23 protein-coding genes are annotated in these 16,633 nt (G+C 68.7%); 8 read left to right on the top strand and 15 right to left on the bottom strand.

What is annotated here, in order from left to right:
- Positions 1-55: 55 nt before the first annotated feature.
- Positions 56-574 (bottom strand): GNAT family N-acetyltransferase, encoded by a 519-nt coding sequence (locus QOZ99_RS06860; RefSeq protein WP_306889231.1) that lies wholly within the window; start codon positions 572-574, stop codon positions 56-58.
- A gap of 334 nt (positions 575-908) precedes the next feature.
- Positions 909-1,052 (bottom strand): hypothetical protein, encoded by a 144-nt coding sequence (locus QOZ99_RS06855; protein WP_306889230.1) that lies wholly within the window; start codon positions 1,050-1,052, stop codon positions 909-911.
- Between the two features lie 125 nt (positions 1,053-1,177).
- Here QOZ99_RS06855 and QOZ99_RS06850 point away from each other — a divergent pair, with 125 nt between their 5' ends.
- The gene (locus QOZ99_RS06850; RefSeq protein WP_306889229.1) at positions 1,178-1,630 is read left to right on the top strand and encodes a hypothetical protein; all 453 of its coding nucleotides are present in this window, start codon (positions 1,178-1,180) and stop codon (positions 1,628-1,630) included.
- Positions 1,631-1,680: 50 nt separating this feature from the next.
- Here the strand turns inward: QOZ99_RS06850 and leuC are convergent, their stop codons facing one another.
- Positions 1,681-3,102 (bottom strand): 3-isopropylmalate dehydratase large subunit, encoded by a 1,422-nt coding sequence (leuC, locus tag QOZ99_RS06845; protein WP_306889228.1) that lies wholly within the window; start codon positions 3,100-3,102, stop codon positions 1,681-1,683.
- 107 nt (positions 3,103-3,209) lie between these two features.
- Positions 3,210-3,404 carry a hypothetical protein gene (locus QOZ99_RS06840; RefSeq protein ID WP_246340155.1) on the bottom strand — a complete coding sequence of 65 codons (195 nt, stop codon included), beginning with the start codon at positions 3,402-3,404 and terminating at the stop codon, positions 3,210-3,212.
- 215 nt (positions 3,405-3,619) lie between these two features.
- On the opposite strand from QOZ99_RS06840, the gene QOZ99_RS06835 reads away from it, so the two are divergent.
- Positions 3,620-3,907 carry a hypothetical protein gene (locus tag QOZ99_RS06835; RefSeq protein ID WP_306889227.1) on the top strand — a complete coding sequence of 96 codons (288 nt, stop codon included), beginning with the start codon at positions 3,620-3,622 and terminating at the stop codon, positions 3,905-3,907.
- Between the two features lie 114 nt (positions 3,908-4,021).
- Here the strand turns inward: QOZ99_RS06835 and rplS are convergent, their stop codons facing one another.
- The 5 genes from rplS to ffh all read right to left on the bottom strand — a co-directional run bounded on the left by rplS (position 4,022) and on the right by ffh (position 8,038).
- Positions 4,022-4,429, bottom strand: a complete 408-nt coding sequence (gene rplS / locus QOZ99_RS06830) for a 50S ribosomal protein L19 (protein WP_306889226.1) — start codon at positions 4,427-4,429, stop codon at positions 4,022-4,024.
- Between the two features lie 96 nt (positions 4,430-4,525).
- Complete coding sequence (trmD, locus tag QOZ99_RS06825; protein ID WP_306889225.1) at positions 4,526-5,245, bottom strand: tRNA (guanosine(37)-N1)-methyltransferase TrmD; 720 nt, start codon at positions 5,243-5,245, stop codon at positions 4,526-4,528.
- Positions 5,246-5,254: 9 nt separating this feature from the next.
- Positions 5,255-5,797: a ribosome maturation factor RimM gene (rimM, locus tag QOZ99_RS06820; RefSeq protein WP_306889224.1), complete on the bottom strand. Its 543-nt coding sequence runs from the start codon at positions 5,795-5,797 to the stop codon at positions 5,255-5,257.
- Positions 5,798-5,940: 143 nt separating this feature from the next.
- Complete coding sequence (rpsP, locus tag QOZ99_RS06815) at positions 5,941-6,309, bottom strand: 30S ribosomal protein S16 (protein WP_183190416.1); 369 nt, start codon at positions 6,307-6,309, stop codon at positions 5,941-5,943.
- A 163-nt stretch (positions 6,310-6,472) separates the two neighbouring features.
- The gene (ffh, locus tag QOZ99_RS06810; protein ID WP_306889223.1) at positions 6,473-8,038 is read right to left on the bottom strand and encodes a signal recognition particle protein; all 1,566 of its coding nucleotides are present in this window, start codon (positions 8,036-8,038) and stop codon (positions 6,473-6,475) included.
- 275 nt (positions 8,039-8,313) lie between these two features.
- On the opposite strand from ffh, the gene QOZ99_RS06805 reads away from it, so the two are divergent.
- Positions 8,314-8,544 (top strand): hypothetical protein, encoded by a 231-nt coding sequence (locus tag QOZ99_RS06805; RefSeq protein ID WP_306889222.1) that lies wholly within the window; start codon positions 8,314-8,316, stop codon positions 8,542-8,544.
- Between the two features lie 151 nt (positions 8,545-8,695).
- Positions 8,696-10,222 (top strand): pyruvate kinase, encoded by a 1,527-nt coding sequence (locus QOZ99_RS06800; RefSeq protein WP_306889221.1) that lies wholly within the window; start codon positions 8,696-8,698, stop codon positions 10,220-10,222.
- 60 nt (positions 10,223-10,282) lie between these two features.
- Here the strand turns inward: QOZ99_RS06800 and QOZ99_RS06795 are convergent, their stop codons facing one another.
- Positions 10,283-10,690 (bottom strand): DUF930 domain-containing protein, encoded by a 408-nt coding sequence (locus QOZ99_RS06795; RefSeq protein WP_306889220.1) that lies wholly within the window; start codon positions 10,688-10,690, stop codon positions 10,283-10,285.
- 135 nt (positions 10,691-10,825) lie between these two features.
- On the opposite strand from QOZ99_RS06795, the gene QOZ99_RS06790 reads away from it, so the two are divergent.
- The 3 genes from QOZ99_RS06790 to QOZ99_RS06780 are packed head-to-tail and all read left to right on the top strand — an operon-like array spanning position 10,826 to position 12,357.
- Positions 10,826-11,560 carry a heme ABC transporter permease gene (locus tag QOZ99_RS06790; RefSeq protein WP_306889219.1) on the top strand — a complete coding sequence of 245 codons (735 nt, stop codon included), beginning with the start codon at positions 10,826-10,828 and terminating at the stop codon, positions 11,558-11,560.
- A 24-nt stretch (positions 11,561-11,584) separates the two neighbouring features.
- Positions 11,585-11,755 carry a heme exporter protein CcmD gene (gene ccmD, locus QOZ99_RS06785; RefSeq protein WP_306889218.1) on the top strand — a complete coding sequence of 57 codons (171 nt, stop codon included), beginning with the start codon at positions 11,585-11,587 and terminating at the stop codon, positions 11,753-11,755.
- The gene (locus QOZ99_RS06780) at positions 11,752-12,357 is read left to right on the top strand and encodes a DsbE family thiol:disulfide interchange protein (RefSeq protein WP_306889217.1); all 606 of its coding nucleotides are present in this window, start codon (positions 11,752-11,754) and stop codon (positions 12,355-12,357) included. The genes ccmD and QOZ99_RS06780 overlap by 4 nt, the downstream gene beginning before the upstream one ends.
- Before the next feature lie 48 nt (positions 12,358-12,405).
- Here the strand turns inward: QOZ99_RS06780 and QOZ99_RS06775 are convergent, their stop codons facing one another.
- The 5 genes from QOZ99_RS06775 to QOZ99_RS06755 form a co-directional block, all read right to left on the bottom strand.
- Positions 12,406-12,837: an Ivy family c-type lysozyme inhibitor gene (locus QOZ99_RS06775; RefSeq protein ID WP_306889216.1), complete on the bottom strand. Its 432-nt coding sequence runs from the start codon at positions 12,835-12,837 to the stop codon at positions 12,406-12,408.
- Between the two features lie 28 nt (positions 12,838-12,865).
- Positions 12,866-13,375 carry a DUF1178 family protein gene (locus QOZ99_RS06770; protein WP_306889215.1) on the bottom strand — a complete coding sequence of 170 codons (510 nt, stop codon included), beginning with the start codon at positions 13,373-13,375 and terminating at the stop codon, positions 12,866-12,868.
- Positions 13,372-14,289 (bottom strand): carbon-nitrogen hydrolase family protein, encoded by a 918-nt coding sequence (locus QOZ99_RS06765; protein WP_306889214.1) that lies wholly within the window; start codon positions 14,287-14,289, stop codon positions 13,372-13,374. Before QOZ99_RS06765 ends, QOZ99_RS06770 begins: the two co-directional genes overlap by 4 nt.
- A gap of 106 nt (positions 14,290-14,395) precedes the next feature.
- Complete coding sequence (gene grxC / locus QOZ99_RS06760) at positions 14,396-14,653, bottom strand: glutaredoxin 3 (protein ID WP_183190426.1); 258 nt, start codon at positions 14,651-14,653, stop codon at positions 14,396-14,398.
- 36 nt (positions 14,654-14,689) lie between these two features.
- Positions 14,690-15,529 carry a ComF family protein gene (locus tag QOZ99_RS06755; RefSeq protein ID WP_306889213.1) on the bottom strand — a complete coding sequence of 280 codons (840 nt, stop codon included), beginning with the start codon at positions 15,527-15,529 and terminating at the stop codon, positions 14,690-14,692.
- Positions 15,530-15,660: 131 nt separating this feature from the next.
- Here QOZ99_RS06755 and QOZ99_RS06750 point away from each other — a divergent pair, with 131 nt between their 5' ends.
- The gene (locus tag QOZ99_RS06750; RefSeq protein ID WP_306889212.1) at positions 15,661-16,632 is read left to right on the top strand and encodes a methyltransferase domain-containing protein; all 972 of its coding nucleotides are present in this window, start codon (positions 15,661-15,663) and stop codon (positions 16,630-16,632) included.
- Position 16,633: the final 1 nt, after the last annotated feature.

The raw sequence follows: 16,633 nt of genomic DNA, 5'->3' as shown, positions 1-16,633 counted from the left end.
CTCCGCCTGTTGGGGATTGTCCTCGGCGGGCCCGCGCGAATCGGGGCTCCGCTCATCAGTTCTTGCTGAACATCATCGCGAAATGGCGGCAGCCGAGCGCCGAATGATCCGAGACGACCCGGTAGCCGATACGCTCGAATATGCCAATATTCTGGTCCAGCGTGGTTTCCAGCCAGAATTCCGTGCCCTGCTTATGGGCCTCGGCGAAGAGTTCCGAGGCGATCCCGCGACCTCGATGCTCCGCCAGAATGGCGACGAATTCGATGATGATGGGCTTGTTCCTGGGCCAGCTATCCCGGCGCTGCCATTCGGCCATCAGCGATCGAAACACCACCTTCAGCCCGCAGCCCAAGCAGATCGTCCAGAACCAGCCCCAGGCAACGGCGAGACTCAGCTTTTCGCGGCCCGACAAGATGATGGCGCCGACGATCCGGTCGTCCTGCTGCGCGATTATGGCCTGGTTGGGGGCTCCACTTGTCCACACCGAGAGCGCGGCCACGAACCAGACCTGCAAGGCGCCGAACGGCAAAGCTCCGGGCGGCAAACCTGCGGGTACGGCGAAAATGGCCCGCATGCTGGGCTCGGACAGGAAATTCTGCGCCAGAAAAGACGCGAGCGCCTGCCTGTCGGACGATTCCGCCGATCGGATTGTAAGCATGTTCTGCCGGCCGCCCCTGTTGCTGGCGCCGACACAGCATCACGTCTTCGCGGCGAAACTCCGGCGCATCCCGGTGCGGACGGAAAACGCATCGACATTGCGCCCGTGGAAGGCGGTATAAAACCCGAGCCCTCCAAAAATGTGACAGATGGAATGGCCCGCGAGCACCCGCGCGGGAACGCCGATCTCGCATTGTGTCATCGGCGTCCCACAGGCTCACCGCGCCGCGCGGCCCCGGGGCCACCGTTCCTCATCCCGGCAGCCGGACATAGGTCGTCAGGAGGTAATAGGCCAGCACGAGGCACGCCACGATCGCCAGCCCACGGCCGATCCGCCGGCCCCACATTTCCATGGGGTCGTCATCCGGCGAAGGCTCGAAGGGCGAGCGGCTCATGCCATCCTCTTTCCAATTCGCATGTTTCTCCACCCGTCACGCTGCGTCAGAAGGGCTGGCGGCCGGCCCCGACATCCCCACCTGCCCCGTGGGCGACGTCCTGCTGAAGTTACTGAAGGACGACGATGATGACTACAATCACGTCTCGCGCAGCCGGCGCGCTGAAGGCCGGGCTTCTCGCGCTGTCTCTCGTCAGTGTCGGTGCCGGCGCGGCTTCCGCGCATGGTTTCGGCGGCGGTGGCGGCCATTTCGGAGGCGGCCATATGGGCGGGGGTTTCGGCGAGCACCTGGGCGGCGGCGAATTCCACGGTGGATTCCGTGCCGCCCCGGCGTTCCACGCGGAGGGCTATGGCAGCCCGCTCTTCCTGCCCCACGCCCTTCATGTCCACGAGGCCTTCCACGGCGTTCCCGGCCATTACGGCTTTCCGCTCTTCCGCTCGGGCTACGCCTTTGCACCCTATGACGTGTTTCGCGACGACGTGTTTCGCGACGACGTCGGGCCGAACTGCTTCGACCGGGTCGTGAAGCTCGGAACGCGCGGGCATTACCACTATGCCCGCGAGGACAGCTGCGGCTGAGCAACGCGACGCGGCCCGGCCCCGCGAGGAGCCGGGCCGCGTCCATTCGATCAGTTCGAATAGGGCCACTGGCGGATGTCGACGAAGCGGCCGGCAATGGCCGCCGCCGCCGCCATGGCCGGCGAGACGAGATGCGTGCGCGCCTTGTGGCCCTGCCGCCCCTCGAAATTGCGGTTCGAGGTGGAGGCGCAGCGCTGCCCGGGGCCGATCTTGTCGGCATTCATGCCCAGGCACATGGAGCAGCCCGGCTCGCGCCAGTCGAAGCCCGCCGCCCGGAAGATGGCGTCCAGCCCCTCCGCCTCGGCCTGCAGCTTCACCAGGCCGGAGCCGGGAACCACCATCCCCGACACGCCCTCGCGCACCGTGTGCCCGGCGATCACCTTCGCCGCCGCGCGCAGATCCTCGATGCGGGCATTGGTGCAGGAGCCGATGAACACCTTGTCGATGGTGATGTCGGTAATCTTCGTCCCCGGCGTCAGCCCCATATAGGCGAGCGCCCGCTTCTTGGCGTCGCGCCGGCCCTCGTCCTCGATCAGTTCGGGATCGGGAACCAGCCCCTCGACCGAGATGACATCCTCCGGGCTGGTGCCCCAGGAGACGATGGGCGGCAGAGCCGAGCCGTCGAGCCGGATTTCCTTGTCGAAGAACGCGCCGTCATCCGTGCGCAGCGTGTCCCAATAGCGCAGCGCGGCGTCCCAGGCCGCACCCTTCGGCGCGCGCGGGCGGTCCTTCACATAGGCATAGGTGGTCTCGTCGGGCGCGATCATGCCGGCCCGCGCGCCGCCCTCGATGGACATGTTGCAGACCGTCATGCGGCCTTCCATCGTCAGGTTGCGAAACACCTCGCCGGAATATTCGATGACATGGCCGGTGCCGCCCGCGGTGCCGGTGGCGCCGATGATGGCGAGCGTCACGTCCTTGGCGGTCACGCCCTCGGGCAGCGTGCCGTCGACGCTGACGCGCATGTTCCGCGCCTTGCGCTGGATCAGCGTCTGGGTGGCCAGCACGTGCTCGACCTCCGACGTGCCGATGCCCTGCGCGAGCGCGCCGAACGCGCCATGCGTCGAGGTGTGGCTGTCGCCGCACACGATGGTCGTGCCCGGCAGGGTGAAGCCCTGCTCCGGGCCGATGACGTGGACGATGCCCTGGCGCCGGTCGAGCTCGTTGAAATACTCGATGCCGAAATCGCGCGCGTTCTCGGCCAGCGTCTCGACCTGGGTACGGCTTTCGGGATCGTCGATGCCGAAACGGCGGTCGGTGGTGGGCACGTTGTGGTCGACCACGGCCAGCGTCTTGGTGGGCGCGTGCACGCGGCGTCCGGCGAGGCGCAGCCCCTCGAAGGCCTGCGGGCTCGTCACCTCATGCACGAGATGGCGGTCGATATAGAGCAGGCAGGTGCCGTCTTCCTGCCGTTCAACAACGTGGTCCTCGAAAATCTTGTCGTACAGGGTACGGGGGGCAGACGTGCTCATGTCGGCGTCTCTTGAAGGAGGGTGTCATGACGGGGCTCGCAAGCCGTCAGGTTGGCAATCACCTGGCTCGCACGCGCGGCCGGGGGCGTGATCGCCCCGGACCGCGCTCAGCTAAGCCCCGCGACCGCGCTGGCGGTGAAGCGGCCGAAAAAGCGCGACGGCAGGCGGACATGGTCCGGCACGGCGGCAAAGCCGATGGTGGTCGGCAGGCGACGGCGGACTTCCGGACGCACGCCGCCGCAAGCCGCGGAATGCTCCGCGTCCCGGCTCGCCCCTGCCTTGATGTCCGGCATGCTGATCATGGAACTCTTCTAGCAAGTCTCACCGCCGCGAACAATCGGGCGGCAATCCGTCGCGGCCAGAGACGCACGGATACCGACCCGTCAGATGGGAACACCCGCGCGCTTCCGCAAGCACGCGCCCGTCATGCTGAAATAATGTATTATTGAGTAGTGACCGCAGATTTCGGCCGTGATTTCCACAAATGCCGCTGCGTCATTGATATGTAGCGCAATAGATGACGCTGCGTTACGCTGCTCCATCAATTCTGGAGCCGCACATGCGCGCAACCGATATCGCCCTGATTCTGGCCGCCATCGGCGCGCTCGTTGCTTCGGTTGAAAACCGCAATCGGGTTGAGGTGACGGTGCAGGCGAAACCTGTCGCCCGCGAGACCCAGCTCATCACCTGCCCGCTGCGCAAGCCCGACTTTGCCACCGTGATGCAGGCGGCTTTCCTCGGCGATGGCACGCTGATTGTCGAGCAGCAGACCAATACCCGCGTGCGACACATCAAGGATTGCTGAAGGCGCGCGCGCCGCCGCCACGCCCCCGCCACGCGCCCCTCGCGGGGGCGTCCCGACAAACAAAAGGCCGGGGCATGCCCCGGCCTTGTCGTCAGCCATGTCAGAAAACGGAGATCACTCGGCGGCGACCGGCGCGCCCTTCTTGCGGCTGGCGGCGTTCTTGTCCTGGCGCTCGGTGATGCGGGCGGCCTTGCCGCGACGATCGCGCAGGTAATAGAGCTTGGCGCGGCGCACCTTGCCGCGACGGACAACCTTCAGGCTGTCGATGTTCGGCGAGAAGAGCGGGAAAACGCGCTCGACACCCTCGCCATAGGAAATCTTGCGGACGGTGAAGTTCTCGTTGATGCCGCCGCCGGAGCGCGCGATCACGACGCCTTCATAGGCCTGAACGCGGGTGCGCTCGCCTTCCTTCACCTTCACGTTGACGATGACGGTGTCGCCCGGCTGGAAATCGGGAATGGCCCGGATTTCGGAAAGCTTGGCAGCCTGCTCGATGTCGAGCTCGCGGATAATATCGACCATTTTATCACCTCAGGCGAAATCGGCCTTTGCCGTTCGCATCTTGCTGTTGTCAGTTGGTAGTGATGGCGCGCCCTATACGCGAAGTCGGGCCGCTTGTCATGCCTTCTTCGTCGCAGAACGGTCATGCGCGGCGGCATGGGCCGCCCACAGGTCCGGCCGCCGCGCCCGCGTCACCGCTTCCGCCTGCTCACGGCGCCAGCGGGCCACCTTCGCGTGATCGCCCGAGGTGAGGATGGCGGGGATCTCCATCCCCTCGAAGCTCTGCGGCCTCGTATATTGCGGATATTCCAGCAGCCCGGCCGAAAAACTCTCCTCGGTGCCGGATTCGGGGTGCCCCATCACCCCGGGCAGCAGGCGCACGCAGGCGTCGAGCAGCACCAGCGCGCCAATCTCCCCCCCGGAGAGCACCACGTCGCCGACCGAGACCTCTTCCAGCCCGCGCGCCGCGACCAGCCGGTCGTCGACACCCTCGAAGCGGCCGCAGACAAGGACGACCCCCTCCCCCGCCGCCAGATCGCGCACGCGGGCCTGCGTCAGCGGGGCACCGCGCGGGGTCATGAGAAGGCGCGGACGGGCATCGCCCTCGGGCGCCGCAGCGTCGACCGCGCGGGCCAGCACATCCACGCGCATCACCATGCCCGGCCCGCCGCCGGCCGGGGTGTCGTCCACCGAGCGGTGGCGGTCGGTGGCGTGCAGGCGCGGGTCGACGGTCTCAAGCCCCCAAGCGCCCTGCCCGAGCGCGCGCCCGGCAAGCGAGACGCCGAGCGGGCCGGGGAACATCTCGGGAAAAATGGTGAGAACCGAGGCGCGCCACATGTGCCGCGCCTAGCTCTGGTCCGCCTCGGGAGGCGGGGCCTCCTCGCGCGCCCATTCGCCGGCATCGACCACGACGAGCCCGCCCTTCACGTCCACGCTCGGCACCACCGCGCGGGTAAAGGGCAGCATCACGGTCTTGCCGCCGCCCTCGGGCACGATCTCCAGAATATCGCCGGCGCCGAAATCATGCACCGCCGCGACCTTGCCGAAGGGCGCGCCCTCCGGCGTCACCGCTTTGAGCCCGATGAGATCGGAATGGTAGAAATCGTCCGCGTCATCGGGCGGAGGCAGCAGGCTGCGCGCGACATAAAGGCCGGTATTGGTCAGCGCTTCGGCCTGCTCGCGCGTGTCGACGCCCTCGATGCGGGCGACGAAATGCTCCTTCGCGGGCCGCATCGTCCTGATGCGGAAGGTGCGCGTGCCGCCTTCGTCGGAGAGCGGGCCGTATTCGCCGAGCGCATCGGGATTCTGCGCGAAGATGAACAGCCGCACCTCGCCCCTCACCCCGTGCGGGGCGCCGATGCGGGCGAGCATGACGAGGTCGTTCGGCATGGGCAGGGTCCAGCGCTGCGTGCTCCCTCTCCCCGACGGGGAGAGGGTCGGGGTGAGGGGCCTGTCGCCGGATGGGCAGGCAAGACCCCCTCACCCGGCCCGGAGGGCCGACCTCTCCCCGATGGGGAGAGGTGACGAAAGCCTCACTCGGCGGAGGCAGCAGCCGCGGCGGCGGCTTCAGCGGCCTTGGCGGCTTCGGCGGCGCGCTCCTGCGCCTTCTTGCCGGGAACGGCCTTCTCCGGGTTGTTGCGGGCGGCGCGCTTGACCAGTTCGAGGCTGTCAAGGAAGCGGGCGACGCGGTCGGTCGGCTGGGCGCCCTTGGCGAGCCAGGCCTTGGCCTTCTCCACGTCGAGGGTGAAGCGGTCGGCGGCGTCCTTGGGCTTCAGCGGATCGAAGGTGCCGATCTTCTCGATGAAGCGGCCATCGCGCGGGGAGCGCGAATCGGCGACGACGATGCGGTAATAGGGACGCTTCTTGGCGCCGCCACGGGCGAGACGAATCTTGAGGGACATGGGTCTTCCTTTCAGTGTGTCTGTTCTGTTTTTCGGTGTCGGCCGTCATCCCGGATGACGAAGGCGTCACGAACGCCGATCCGGGATCGCATGCCGCCCAAGGCGGAGAACGATCCCGGATCGGCGCTTGAGGCACCGTCCGGGATGACGGATGTTCAAACGCTCACTTCTTCTTCGGCCCCTTGCCAAAGCCCGGCAGGCCGGGAAAGCCGCCCGGCTTGCCAAGACCGGGGAAGCCGCCCGGCATGTTGCCGGGGAAATTCGGCGGCAGGTTCGGCAACCCGCCGGGGCCCGAGGCCCCGCCGCCCGGCATCTTCTCGGCCATCTGCTTGAGCTGCTCGGGGCTGGGCATGCCGCCCATGCCGCCGCCCCCGCCGAGGCCGAACATCGAGGCGAGGCCCGCCATCGGGCCGCCGCGCTTGCCGGCCGCGTTGGCGCCCATCGCCTTCATCATGTCCGCCATCTGGCGGTGCATCTTCATCAGGCGGTTGACCTCTTCCACCTTGGTGCCGGAGCCGGCGGCGATGCGCTTGCGGCGCGAGCCGTCCATCAGCTTCGGGTTGCGCCGCTCCTTGCGGGTCATCGAATCGATGATGGCCTTCTGGCGCTTGATGACACCGTCATTCATGCCGGACGCGGCAAGCTGGTTCTTCATCTTGCCGACCCCGGGCAGCATGCCCATCAGCCCGCCGAGACCGCCGAGCTTTTCCATCTGGTCGAGCTGCATGCGCAGGTCTTCAAGGTCGAACTGCCCCTTGCGCATGCGCTCGGCGGCGGCCATCGCCTTTTCGGCGTCGATATTCTCAACCGCCTTCTCGACCAGCGACACCACGTCGCCCATGCCGAGAATGCGCCCGGCGACGCGGCGGGGATCGAAATCCTCCAGCGCGTCCATCTTCTCGCCGGTGCCGATGAGCTTGATCGGCTTGCCGGTGACGGCGCGCATGGAGAGCGCCGCACCGCCGCGGCCATCGCCATCGGCACGGGTCAGCACGATGCCGGTGAGGCCGACGCGCTCGTCGAAAGCCTTGGCGGTGGTCACGGCGTCCTGGCCGGTGAGGCTGTCGGCGACGAGCAGCACTTCATGCGGCTGCGTCGCCGCCTTCACCTCCGCCACCTCGGCCATCAGCGCCTCGTCGAGCGTGACGCGGCCGGCGGTGTCGAGCATCACGACGTCGTAGCCGCCGAGGCGGGCGGCCTCCATCGCGCGCCGCGCGATCTGCACGGCGGACTGGCCGGCGACGATCGGCAGGGTGGCGACATTGACCTGCTGGCCGAGCGTGGCCAGCTGCTCCATCGCCGCCGGGCGGCGGGTGTCGAGCGAGGCCATCAGCACCTTGCGGTTCGACCGCTCGGTGAGGCGCTTGGCGATCTTGGCGGTGGAGGTGGTCTTGCCCGAGCCCTGCAGGCCGACCATCAGCACCGGAACCGGCGGGGCGGCATCGAGGTCGATCGGCTTGGCGTCGGAGCCGAGCATGGCGATGAGTTCGTCATGAACGATCTTCACCACCATCTGGCCGGGGGTGATCGACTTGATCACCTCGGCGCCCACGGCGCGCGTGCGCACCCGATCGGTGAAGGAGCGCACCACGTCGAGCGCCACGTCGGCCTCGATCAGCGCCCGACGCACCTCGCGCATGGCCTCGTTCACGTCGGCCTCGGTGAGGGCGCCGCGTCGTTTCAGCCGGTCGAGTATGCCGCCGAGGCGGTCGCTCAATGAATCGAACATGCGTTCGCTCAGCTCCATGTCCCCGCGGAAAGACACGCAATGCCGAACGCGCCCGAGGGCGCATCGCGCTGTCGGGCGTTAACCTCCGGACTCAAGGTCCGGGCGGCGGGTCGGCTCGCGACTATGCGAGGATGGCCGGGCTTTACCGTGGGACGGCGGCGGAGTCAAGAAATGGGTGCCTTTCCCCGCGCCGGGGCCTGTTCGATCGCGCCGGACTCCCCAAATCTTGCCCCCGGCATGCTAGCGTGATTCACGACGACGCAGGGGAGAGCATCATGGATCTGGAAGAACGGGTACTGGCGATCGTGGGCCGCTCGCGCGGCGGCCTGACGGTCGAGGCGGTATCCGAGGCCTATGCGAAGGACATGCAGAAAGACATCCAGGAAACGCTCGACAGGTTAAGTCAGGAAGGCCAGGTGAACCGCAATCGCGGCGCCAACGGCCAGCCCACCACCTATCACCGGGCCGTCATCCACCGTCGGGGCCAGTCGCCCGGCTCGGAATGACACGAGTCCGCGCTGGTCAAATCTTGTCTGTACTGAGCTTCATCTGCGCCCGTGGGGTATACTGGATGACCTATATCAAGAAGGCTCTGGTCACGGGCGCGTAACATCATCTGCCTAGCTTGGCGCTCTCACGCGCAGGAGCCTTCAGGCGATGAACGTTCAGGATCTGGCACCTTCCTTCACCCTCCCGGCGGGCGAACTCGACGACGCCGCGCTGCTCGATGCCGTCCTCGCGCTGCGCGCCGCCGTCTTTGAGGGCGCCGCGCCGCTCGTCGCCCGGTTCGCGGCGGCGGCGGAACGCGAGGAGCCTGCCCTCGTCAATCTCGCCCACTATCTCAGCCTGCGCCACCACGATCTGCGCGACCTGCAGCGCCAGCTGATGCAGCGCGGCCTGTCCTCGCTCGGCCGGCTGGAGAGCCGCGTGCTGCCGACGCTGGATGCCGTGATCGCCGCGCTTGCCGCCCTCGCCGGCCGCCCGGCCCCCTTCCCCGCCCCGGATGACGCGACCTTCTTCGCCGGCGCGGACCGGCTCGATGCGGCAAGCGCGACCAGCTTCGGCCCCGAGCCGGCGGGTCGCTACACGCGCATCATGGTGACGCTGCCGAGCGAGGCCGCGGGCGACCCGGATTATGTGATGAACCTCGCGCGCCACGGCATGGACGTCGCCCGCATCAACTGCGCGCATGACGATGCCGAGGCCTGGCGCGCCATGGCCGCGCATGTGCGGGCCGCCGGCGCGGCGCTGGGGCGCCCCATAACGCTGTTGATGGACATTGCCGGCCCGAAGATCCGCACCGGCGCCGTGCTGCCGGTGAGCAGGAAGGGCAAGCCCTCCGGCAAGCTGATGACCGGCGACCTCATGCGCCTCGTCGCCGAGGGCGAGCCGCGCACCGGCAGCGGCGTCGATTTCGCCGCCGCCGTGTCCTTGCCGGAAATCGTCACGCGCCTGCGCGTCGGCGATCGTGTACTCTATGACGACGGCAAGGTGTCGGGCGTGGTCGAAAGCGTCGGCGATGGCGAGGCGGTGATCCGCATCGTCCATGCCCGCGCCCAGGGCACCCGGCTGAAGCCGGAAAAGGGCATCAACCTGCCCGATACCACGCTCGGCCTCTCTCCGCTCACCACCAAGGACGATGCCGACCTCGCCACCGTGCTCGAGTGCGCCGACATGCTCGGCTATTCCTTTGTCAGCCGCGCCGAGGATCTCGACCTGCTCGACGCGGCGATCGCCCGCCACGGGCGCAACGACCCGGACGGCCGTCCGCTCGGCCTCATGGCCAAGATCGAGCGGCCGGAGGCGGTGCGGAACCTGCCGGACCTCATCGCCCGCGCCGCGCGCAGCGGGCCCTTCAGCGTGATGATCGCGCGTGGCGACCTCGCGGCGGAAATCGGCTTCGAGCGGCTCGCCGAGATGCAGGAAGAACTGCTGTGGATCTGCGAGGCGGCCGCCGTGCCGGCGATCTGGGCGACCCAGGTGCTGGAAGATCTGGTGCGCGACGGCATCCCCTCGCGCGGGGAGATGACCGATGCCGCCATGGCGGCGCGTGCCGAATGCGTGATGCTGAACAAGGGGCCGGCGGTGATCGAGGCGATCGACCTGCTGGACCGGCTGCTCGGGCGCATGGCCGGCCACCTCGACAAGAAGACGCCGACCCTGCGCGCGCTCAAATCGTGGTGAAGCACATTTCGGTGAAGCGCGCGTCCATAAAGCGCGCTTCAGCGACGCGCGCGTCGCCCTTCACTGCCCCACGAGATAGTGGCCGCTCCATTCGGACGTGGGGATGGCCGCGCCGAGCTTGTAGCTGAAGGACTTCACGTCCAGCCCGTCATGCTCGGTCTCGCACTCGTAGGACAGGTGATACCAGGTGTTGCCGCTGCGGACGGCGGCGCCCGGCGCCTTGATGCGCCAGCCCTTCACCACCGGATCGCGATAGGCATAGGCGACCAGTTCATCCGGCCTCATGGCCTTGTTGGCGCGCCCCACTTCGCCCATGGCGCGGGCGTTGCACCGCTGCTCGATTCGCTCGGAAGGTTCGAGCAGCATCATCTGCTCATTCTCCGACCGCGCCTGCGCCGGTGCGTGCAGGACAAGGGTGAGGCCGCCCAGGGCGAGGCCGGCGATTTTTGCGGCGGTCGACGGTGCCATGCGTACTCCAATCCCCTGACGAATCGTGTCGGCCCTCTTCAATCCGCCACTTGTGACCATCCTGTGACCCCCTTCCGCATTGTGACGCAGGCCGGGCGAGTTGCCGAGCCTGCAAGGCCGGATTAGAACCGGCCCATGGCGCTCATGGACCTTGCCAACCCCACCCGTTTCCTCGCCCTTTCCGGGCGGGTTCTGCCGTGGCTCGCCGGCGCCGCCGTGCTGGCGCTCGCCATCGGCTTCCTTCTCGCCTTCCGCGCCCCCGCCGACTACCAGCAGGGCGAGACGGTGAAGATCATGTATATCCACGTGCCCTTCGCGTGGCTCGCCATGTTCGGCTACACGCTGCTGGCGCTTTCGGCGATCGGCATCCTCGTGTGGCGCCATCCGCTGGCCGATGTCTCGCACAAGGCGCTGGCGCCCATCGGGGCGGTATTCGCCTTCCTGTGCCTCATCACCGGCTCGCTATGGGGAAGGCCGATGTGGGGCACCTACTGGGTGTGGGATGCCCGGCTCACCTCCATGCTGGTGCTGCTGCTGCTCTATCTCGGCCTGCTGGCGCTGCGCTCGGCCATCGAGGATGCCAGCCAGGCGGGCCGCGCCGTGGCGGTGCTGACGCTGGTGGGCTTCGTCAACGTGCCGATCGTCAAGTTCTCGGTCGACTGGTGGAACACGCTGCACCAGCCGGCCTCGGTGTTCCGCATGGGGGGATCGACCATCGATTCGAGCATGCTCTGGCCGCTGATGATCTGCGCGCTGGGCTTCACCCTTCTCATGCTCGCGCTGCACATGGCGGCGATGCGCAACGAGATCTTGCGCCGCCGCCTGCGTTCGCTGGAGGCGCGCGCCGCCGCCGAGGCGGCGCATGCGTAGGTTAGCTGTGCAGAGGGCGTATTGATGCTGGGTGAGCACGGGGGCTTCATCCTCGCAGCCTATGGGGTCAGTGCGCTGGCGCTTGCGGCGCTGGCACTGTCCACCTTGCTCCAGGGGCGAGCCGTGCGGCGCCGGCTCGGAGAACTGGAAGCGCGCGGCGTGCGTCGCCGCTCGGCACGGCGAAGCCCCTCATGAGCGCGGAACCCGCCCCGGAGAGGCCCGGCCGGCGCCGCCTTCTGGTGCTGTTGCCGCTGATCGCCTTCATCGCGCTGGCCGCGCTGTTCTATGGCCGCCTGTTCTCGGGCGATCCCGCGCGCATCCCCTCGGCGCTGATCGGCCGGGAGGCGCCCGCGCTCGACCTCGCCGCGCTGGAGGGCCTGTCGCGCGATGGCGCCCCGGTTCCGGGCCTCGCCTCGACGGAGCTGAAAGGCGGCGTCACGGTACTGAACGTCTTCGCCTCCTGGTGCGTGCCCTGCCGCGACGAGCACCCCTTCCTGGTCGATCTGTCGAAGATGCCGGGCTTCCGTCTGGTAGGTCTCAACTACAAGGATGACGCGGGCAATGCCCGCCGCTTCCTCGGCCGATTCGGCAATCCCTATGCGGCCGTGGGCGTCGACCCGAACGGGCGCGCCGCCATCGACTGGGGCGTCTATGGCGTGCCGGAAACCTTTGTCGTCGGCAAGGACGGGCGGATCGCCTACAAGTTCATCGGCCCGCTGGACGCCGAAGGCGTGAAGCAGCGCCTGCTGCCGGAAATCCAGAAGGCCATGGCCGCTTCTGCGCCCGCTGGCGGCTGAGGCCGGCCCGGCCGCTCTCCCGGCCCTTTGTGTTCCTGCGGCGCCGCTTTATTCCTGCAGCGCCTTCAGCAGGGCCTTGTGCATCACGACATTCGGCGAACCCAGCACCTGCGTTCCCGCACTCGTGCGCAGCGCGCCATAGGCCCTGGTGCCGTCCGGCGCGAAGATGACGCTGATCCGCGTGCTCGCGCACTCGTTCACCTTGCACAGCAGGAACACCTTGAAGCGCTGGGCATCGACCTGCACGATCTGCGCCGGCGACCAGATGCCGTGCCCGCCCTTCAGCCAGCGTTCGGACTTGATGACCGGGGCGGTGAGCTTCTTCCACGCCCCGCGATAGGGGTCATGGCCGATGACCTCGTAGAGCGCGAACTTGCCCTGCGTCGTGACCGCGCTGGTCGCGGCACGCGCCGGTGAGGCCAGCATCGGCGCGGCGCCGAGCAGGACGAGCACGGCCAATCCTGTGAGCACGGCCCTCATCACCATCTCCACCCGCCATCGGGCCGCATCAATTGCGCTCGTCGGGCAGCACGGGCAGCGGCAACACCTCGATCTCGTCCTCGACCAGCGCACGCACCTCGTCGGGCGTCGCCTCGCCATGGATGGCACGCTGCTCCTCCTCGCCCTCGTGCATGCGCCGGGCAAGGCGGGCGAATTCATCCCCGACATAGTCGGAATGGGCCGTGACATGCGCGCGCACCGCCCGCAGCATGGCCCGCAATTGCTGCTCGCGCTCCGACATCAGGGCGACCGGCTGGGCGGAGGGCTCGGCAGCCACCGGCTCGGGCGGCGCGGCAGCGGCAGCGGAAGACGCATCGGCCGGCGGTGCCGCCTCGACCTCGCGCTTGCGGGTGCCGCGCCCCAGCGCGGGCGCCATGATCGCCTTGTCGACCTCCGCCGAGCCGCAGACCGGGCACGTCACCAGCCCACGCGCCTTCTGCCCGTCATAGGCGGTCGAATCGCGGAACCAGCTTTCGAAATCATGATCCTGCGCGCAGTGCAGCCGGTAGAGAATCATGCGGCACCATCTGTCGTCACGAGGTGCAGGCGGCCGGCTTCGAGCGGCTCCACCAGTTCGAAGCGCCGCCCGTGCTCCAGCGAGGGAACGCGCGAACGTACCGCCCGCACCTTGGCGGGATCGATCTCGGCGAGAAGGACGCCCGGCTCGGCGCCGGCTTCGGCGAGGATCGTGCCCCAGGGATCGATGATGAGGCTGTGGCCGAAGGTCTGGCGGCCATTCTCATGCGTACCGCCCTGCGCCGCCGCCAGCACATAGGAGCCGGTCTCGATGGCGCGGGCGCGCAAGAGGATATGCCAGTGCGCCTCGCCGGTGGTCTGCGTGAACGCGGCCGGCACGGCGATCATTCCCGCACCCGCCTCGGCCAGCGCGCGGAACAGCGCGGGAAAGCGCAGATCGTAGCAGATGGTGAGGCCGAGGCGGATCTGCGGCAGGTCGGCCAGCACGGCAAACTCGCCCGGCCGGTAGGCGGCCGATTCGCGATAGACGTCGCCATTGGGCAGGTCGACGTCGAACATGTGGATCTTGTCGTAGCGCGCGGCGATCGCCCCATCCGGCCCGAGGAGGAAAGCGCGGTTGGCGGCGCGATGCTCGCTCGCCCGGATCGCCAGCGAGCCGATATGCAGGTGCACCCTGAGTTCCGCCGCGAGCGCGCGGAACGCCGCGAGCGCGGGATCGGTCTCTTCCTCGTGAAGAATGGCGAACAGCGCCTCGCGCCCCTCCTCCATCGTGCCGGTCATTTCCGGCGTCTGGATGTAGCTCGCCCCGGCCGCTGCCGCCTCGCGGATCAGGGCGGAAGCCGCCTCGACATTGACGGCCACGCTCTTGGCTGTGCGCATCTGCACCACACCCGCCACGAACGGCGCGCCCAGATGCAGGGGGCGGGGGCTGGAGGCCGGCGTGGTGTTGGTCATGGCGTCATCCCTTTCACGAGGGGCGATGGAGTGTCGGGATCGCAAAGTGCGTAAGGAGCGGCGTGACGAGGATTGCGGAAGCCGGCGCGCGGCTCCCCGGCCGGGCTCAGCTGCCCAGCAGCCCGTCGAGTTCGCCGGCCTCCTCAAGGGCATAGAGGTCGTCGCAGCCGCCGACATGGCGGCCGTCGATGAAGATCTGCGGAACGCTGGTGCGCCCGTTGGCGCGGGTCGACATGGTCGAGCGCCCGACGGGATCGCCGGTCACGTTGATCTCGGCAAAGGTCGCCCCCTTGCGCTTCAGCAGGTCCTTGGCGGCATGACAATAGGGACAGCTAGAGGTGGTGTAGATCTCGATCTGCGACATCGGTTTGCCTCACACCGCGCCGCGCGGCGCATGTTCCTATGATATGGGCGTATCGCGCCCGTCAACAACCCGCGCGAATACCAGCACATCGACGCGCTGGGCCCCCGCGCGCATCAGCGCCTTGGCGCAGGCGTCGATCGTGGCGCCGGTGGTCAGCACGTCGTCGACCAGCACCAGTCGACGGCCCCTCACTTCCGCGCGCATCGCCTCCGGCACCGTGAAGGCGCCGGCGACATTCTGCGCGCGGGCGCTGCGGTCGAGCCCGACCTGCGGCGTGGTTGCGCGGGCGCGCCTCAGCCAGCCCGCCCGCACCGGCACGCCGCTCACGCCGGCCACACCCCGCGCCAGCAGCATCGACTGGTTGAAGCGGCGCTTCCACAGCCGCAGCGGATGCAGCGGCACCGGCACCAGCGCCCCGGCATCGGCGAGAATGTCCTCTCCCGCGCGCGCCATCATCCGTGCCATGGGCGCGGCGATATCGAGCCGGTCGGCATATTTCAGCGCATGGATCATGTCGCGCGAGACATCGCCGAAGGTCGCCACCGCCCGCGCCCGCCCATAGGCCGGCGGATGGGCGAACGCGGCCTCGCTCACCACCGGCCCGGCCGGGCCGAACGTCCGGTACTCATGCGTGAGCGGAATGCCCAGCCGGTCACAATAGGGTCGCTCGATGAATCGCATGCGGCTCCAGCACGGCGCGCACAGGCACCCCGGCTCGCCCACCGCGGCGCGGCAGGCCATGCAGACCGGGGGCAGCGCGAGATCGACCAGCCCGCGCGCCCACATCCGCCCCATGCCGAGCCACCGCCCAGCGCGCAGGCCGGGCCTGCGCAGGCCCAGCGTGCGGTGCCGTTCGGGCGCGAGGGGGTTGTCCATGGACACCAGCTTACCATGTGTGCAGCGGCACCGTCGCTGCGGTTCCTCGCGGCATCGCGCTCCCGACTGCGGGAGCACGGCTTTGACCCGCCGCCGCCGCCGCCCTATGGCTCTCGCCCGAGGAGCATCGCATGTCCACACCCCCGAGTTCCACACCCCCGAGTTCCGCCCCCCCGAGTTCCGTCCCCCCGAGTTCCGTCCCCCCGAGTTCCGTCCCCCCGAGCCCACGCATCGTCGACATCTTCGATCCCCGCGCGCTCGGCGCGCGCCGCCGCCGCGCGCTGGCGCTGGGGCCGGAAACGTTTCTCATCGACCGGGTGGCGGAAGATCTCGCCGACCGGCTCGGCGCGGTGAAGCGGCAATTCGCGACGGCGGTCGACCTCGGCACCCCGACCTCCGCGCTGGCCGCCGCGCTGGCCGGCTCGGGCATGGTTGCGAAGCTCTTTGCCGCCGGCCCCTCCGAGCGGGCGGACGTGGATGTGGTAGCCGACCCGGAAGCCCTGCCCTTCGCCCCCGAATCGCTCGATCTCGTGGTATCGGCCCTCGCCCTGCAGACCGTGAACGACCTGCCCGGGCAGCTGGCGCAGATCCGCCGCGCGCTGAAGCCGGACGGGCTGCTGCTCGCCGCGTTTTTCGGCTCGGGCACGCTGGCCGAGTTGCGCGAGGCCTTCGCGGTGGCCGAGAGCGAGACGCTGGGCGGCATCTCGCCGCGCGTCGCTCCGTTCGCGGATCTGCGCGATCTCGGCGGCCTGCTGCAGCGCGCCGGCCTCGCTTTGCCGGTGGCGGATGTGGACCGCATCACCGTGCGCTATGGCGATCCGCTCGCGCTGTTGCGCGATCTGCGCCGCATGGGCGCGGCCAACCCCTTGACCGACCGGCGCCGCACGCCGCTGCTGCGCAAGACGCTGGCGCGGCTGTTCGATGTCTATGCCGAGCGCTTTTCCGACCCCGACGGCCGGCTGCGGGCCACGTTCGAGATCGCCTGGATTTCCGGCTGGGCGCCGCATGAGAGCCAGCAGAAACCGCTGCGCCCCGGCTCGGCCAAGCTGCGGCTGGCCGATGCCCTGAAGGTGCCGGAAGGCCGACTGCCGGGCGAGAGCTGAA

Origin of the sequence: Ancylobacter amanitiformis (assembly GCF_030814815.1) — a bacterium.
GTDB lineage: Bacteria > Pseudomonadota > Alphaproteobacteria > Rhizobiales > Xanthobacteraceae > Ancylobacter > Ancylobacter amanitiformis.
This window is presented reverse-complemented; position numbering and strand designations above follow the sequence as displayed.

Bases quoted from the DNA above. Each gene is read 5' to 3' on its own strand.
- QOZ99_RS06860 (WP_306889231.1), bottom strand. From the start codon at position 574: ATGCGGGCCATTTTCGCCGTACCCGCAGGTTTGCCGCCCGGAGCTTTG.
- QOZ99_RS06835 (WP_306889227.1), top strand. From the start codon at position 3,620: ATGACGCTGCGTTACGCTGCTCCATCAATTCTGGAGCCGCACATGCGC.
- QOZ99_RS06780 (WP_306889217.1), top strand. From the start codon at position 11,752: ATGAGCGCGGAACCCGCCCCGGAGAGGCCCGGCCGGCGCCGCCTTCTG.
- QOZ99_RS06850 (WP_306889229.1), top strand. From the start codon at position 1,178: ATGATGACTACAATCACGTCTCGCGCAGCCGGCGCGCTGAAGGCCGGG.
- QOZ99_RS06790 (WP_306889219.1), top strand. From the start codon at position 10,826: ATGGCGCTCATGGACCTTGCCAACCCCACCCGTTTCCTCGCCCTTTCC.
- QOZ99_RS06805 (WP_306889222.1), top strand. From the start codon at position 8,314: ATGGATCTGGAAGAACGGGTACTGGCGATCGTGGGCCGCTCGCGCGGC.
- QOZ99_RS06765 (WP_306889214.1), bottom strand. From the start codon at position 14,289: ATGACCAACACCACGCCGGCCTCCAGCCCCCGCCCCCTGCATCTGGGC.
- rimM (WP_306889224.1), bottom strand. From the start codon at position 5,797: ATGCCGAACGACCTCGTCATGCTCGCCCGCATCGGCGCCCCGCACGGG.
- QOZ99_RS06795 (WP_306889220.1), bottom strand. From the start codon at position 10,690: ATGGCACCGTCGACCGCCGCAAAAATCGCCGGCCTCGCCCTGGGCGGC.
- QOZ99_RS06770 (WP_306889215.1), bottom strand. From the start codon at position 13,375: ATGATTCTCTACCGGCTGCACTGCGCGCAGGATCATGATTTCGAAAGC.
- QOZ99_RS06775 (WP_306889216.1), bottom strand. From the start codon at position 12,837: ATGAGGGCCGTGCTCACAGGATTGGCCGTGCTCGTCCTGCTCGGCGCC.
- QOZ99_RS06800 (WP_306889221.1), top strand. From the start codon at position 8,696: ATGAACGTTCAGGATCTGGCACCTTCCTTCACCCTCCCGGCGGGCGAA.
- QOZ99_RS06750 (WP_306889212.1), top strand. From the start codon at position 15,661: ATGTCCACACCCCCGAGTTCCACACCCCCGAGTTCCGCCCCCCCGAGT.
- QOZ99_RS06855 (WP_306889230.1), bottom strand. From the start codon at position 1,052: ATGAGCCGCTCGCCCTTCGAGCCTTCGCCGGATGACGACCCCATGGAA.
- ccmD (WP_306889218.1), top strand. From the start codon at position 11,585: ATGCTGGGTGAGCACGGGGGCTTCATCCTCGCAGCCTATGGGGTCAGT.
- rplS (WP_306889226.1), bottom strand. From the start codon at position 4,429: ATGGTCGATATTATCCGCGAGCTCGACATCGAGCAGGCTGCCAAGCTT.
- trmD (WP_306889225.1), bottom strand. From the start codon at position 5,245: ATGTGGCGCGCCTCGGTTCTCACCATTTTTCCCGAGATGTTCCCCGGC.
- ffh (WP_306889223.1), bottom strand. From the start codon at position 8,038: ATGTTCGATTCATTGAGCGACCGCCTCGGCGGCATACTCGACCGGCTG.
- leuC (WP_306889228.1), bottom strand. From the start codon at position 3,102: ATGAGCACGTCTGCCCCCCGTACCCTGTACGACAAGATTTTCGAGGAC.
- grxC (WP_183190426.1), bottom strand. From the start codon at position 14,653: ATGTCGCAGATCGAGATCTACACCACCTCTAGCTGTCCCTATTGTCAT.
- rpsP (WP_183190416.1), bottom strand. From the start codon at position 6,309: ATGTCCCTCAAGATTCGTCTCGCCCGTGGCGGCGCCAAGAAGCGTCCC.
- QOZ99_RS06840 (WP_246340155.1), bottom strand. From the start codon at position 3,404: ATGATCAGCATGCCGGACATCAAGGCAGGGGCGAGCCGGGACGCGGAG.
- QOZ99_RS06755 (WP_306889213.1), bottom strand. From the start codon at position 15,529: ATGGACAACCCCCTCGCGCCCGAACGGCACCGCACGCTGGGCCTGCGC.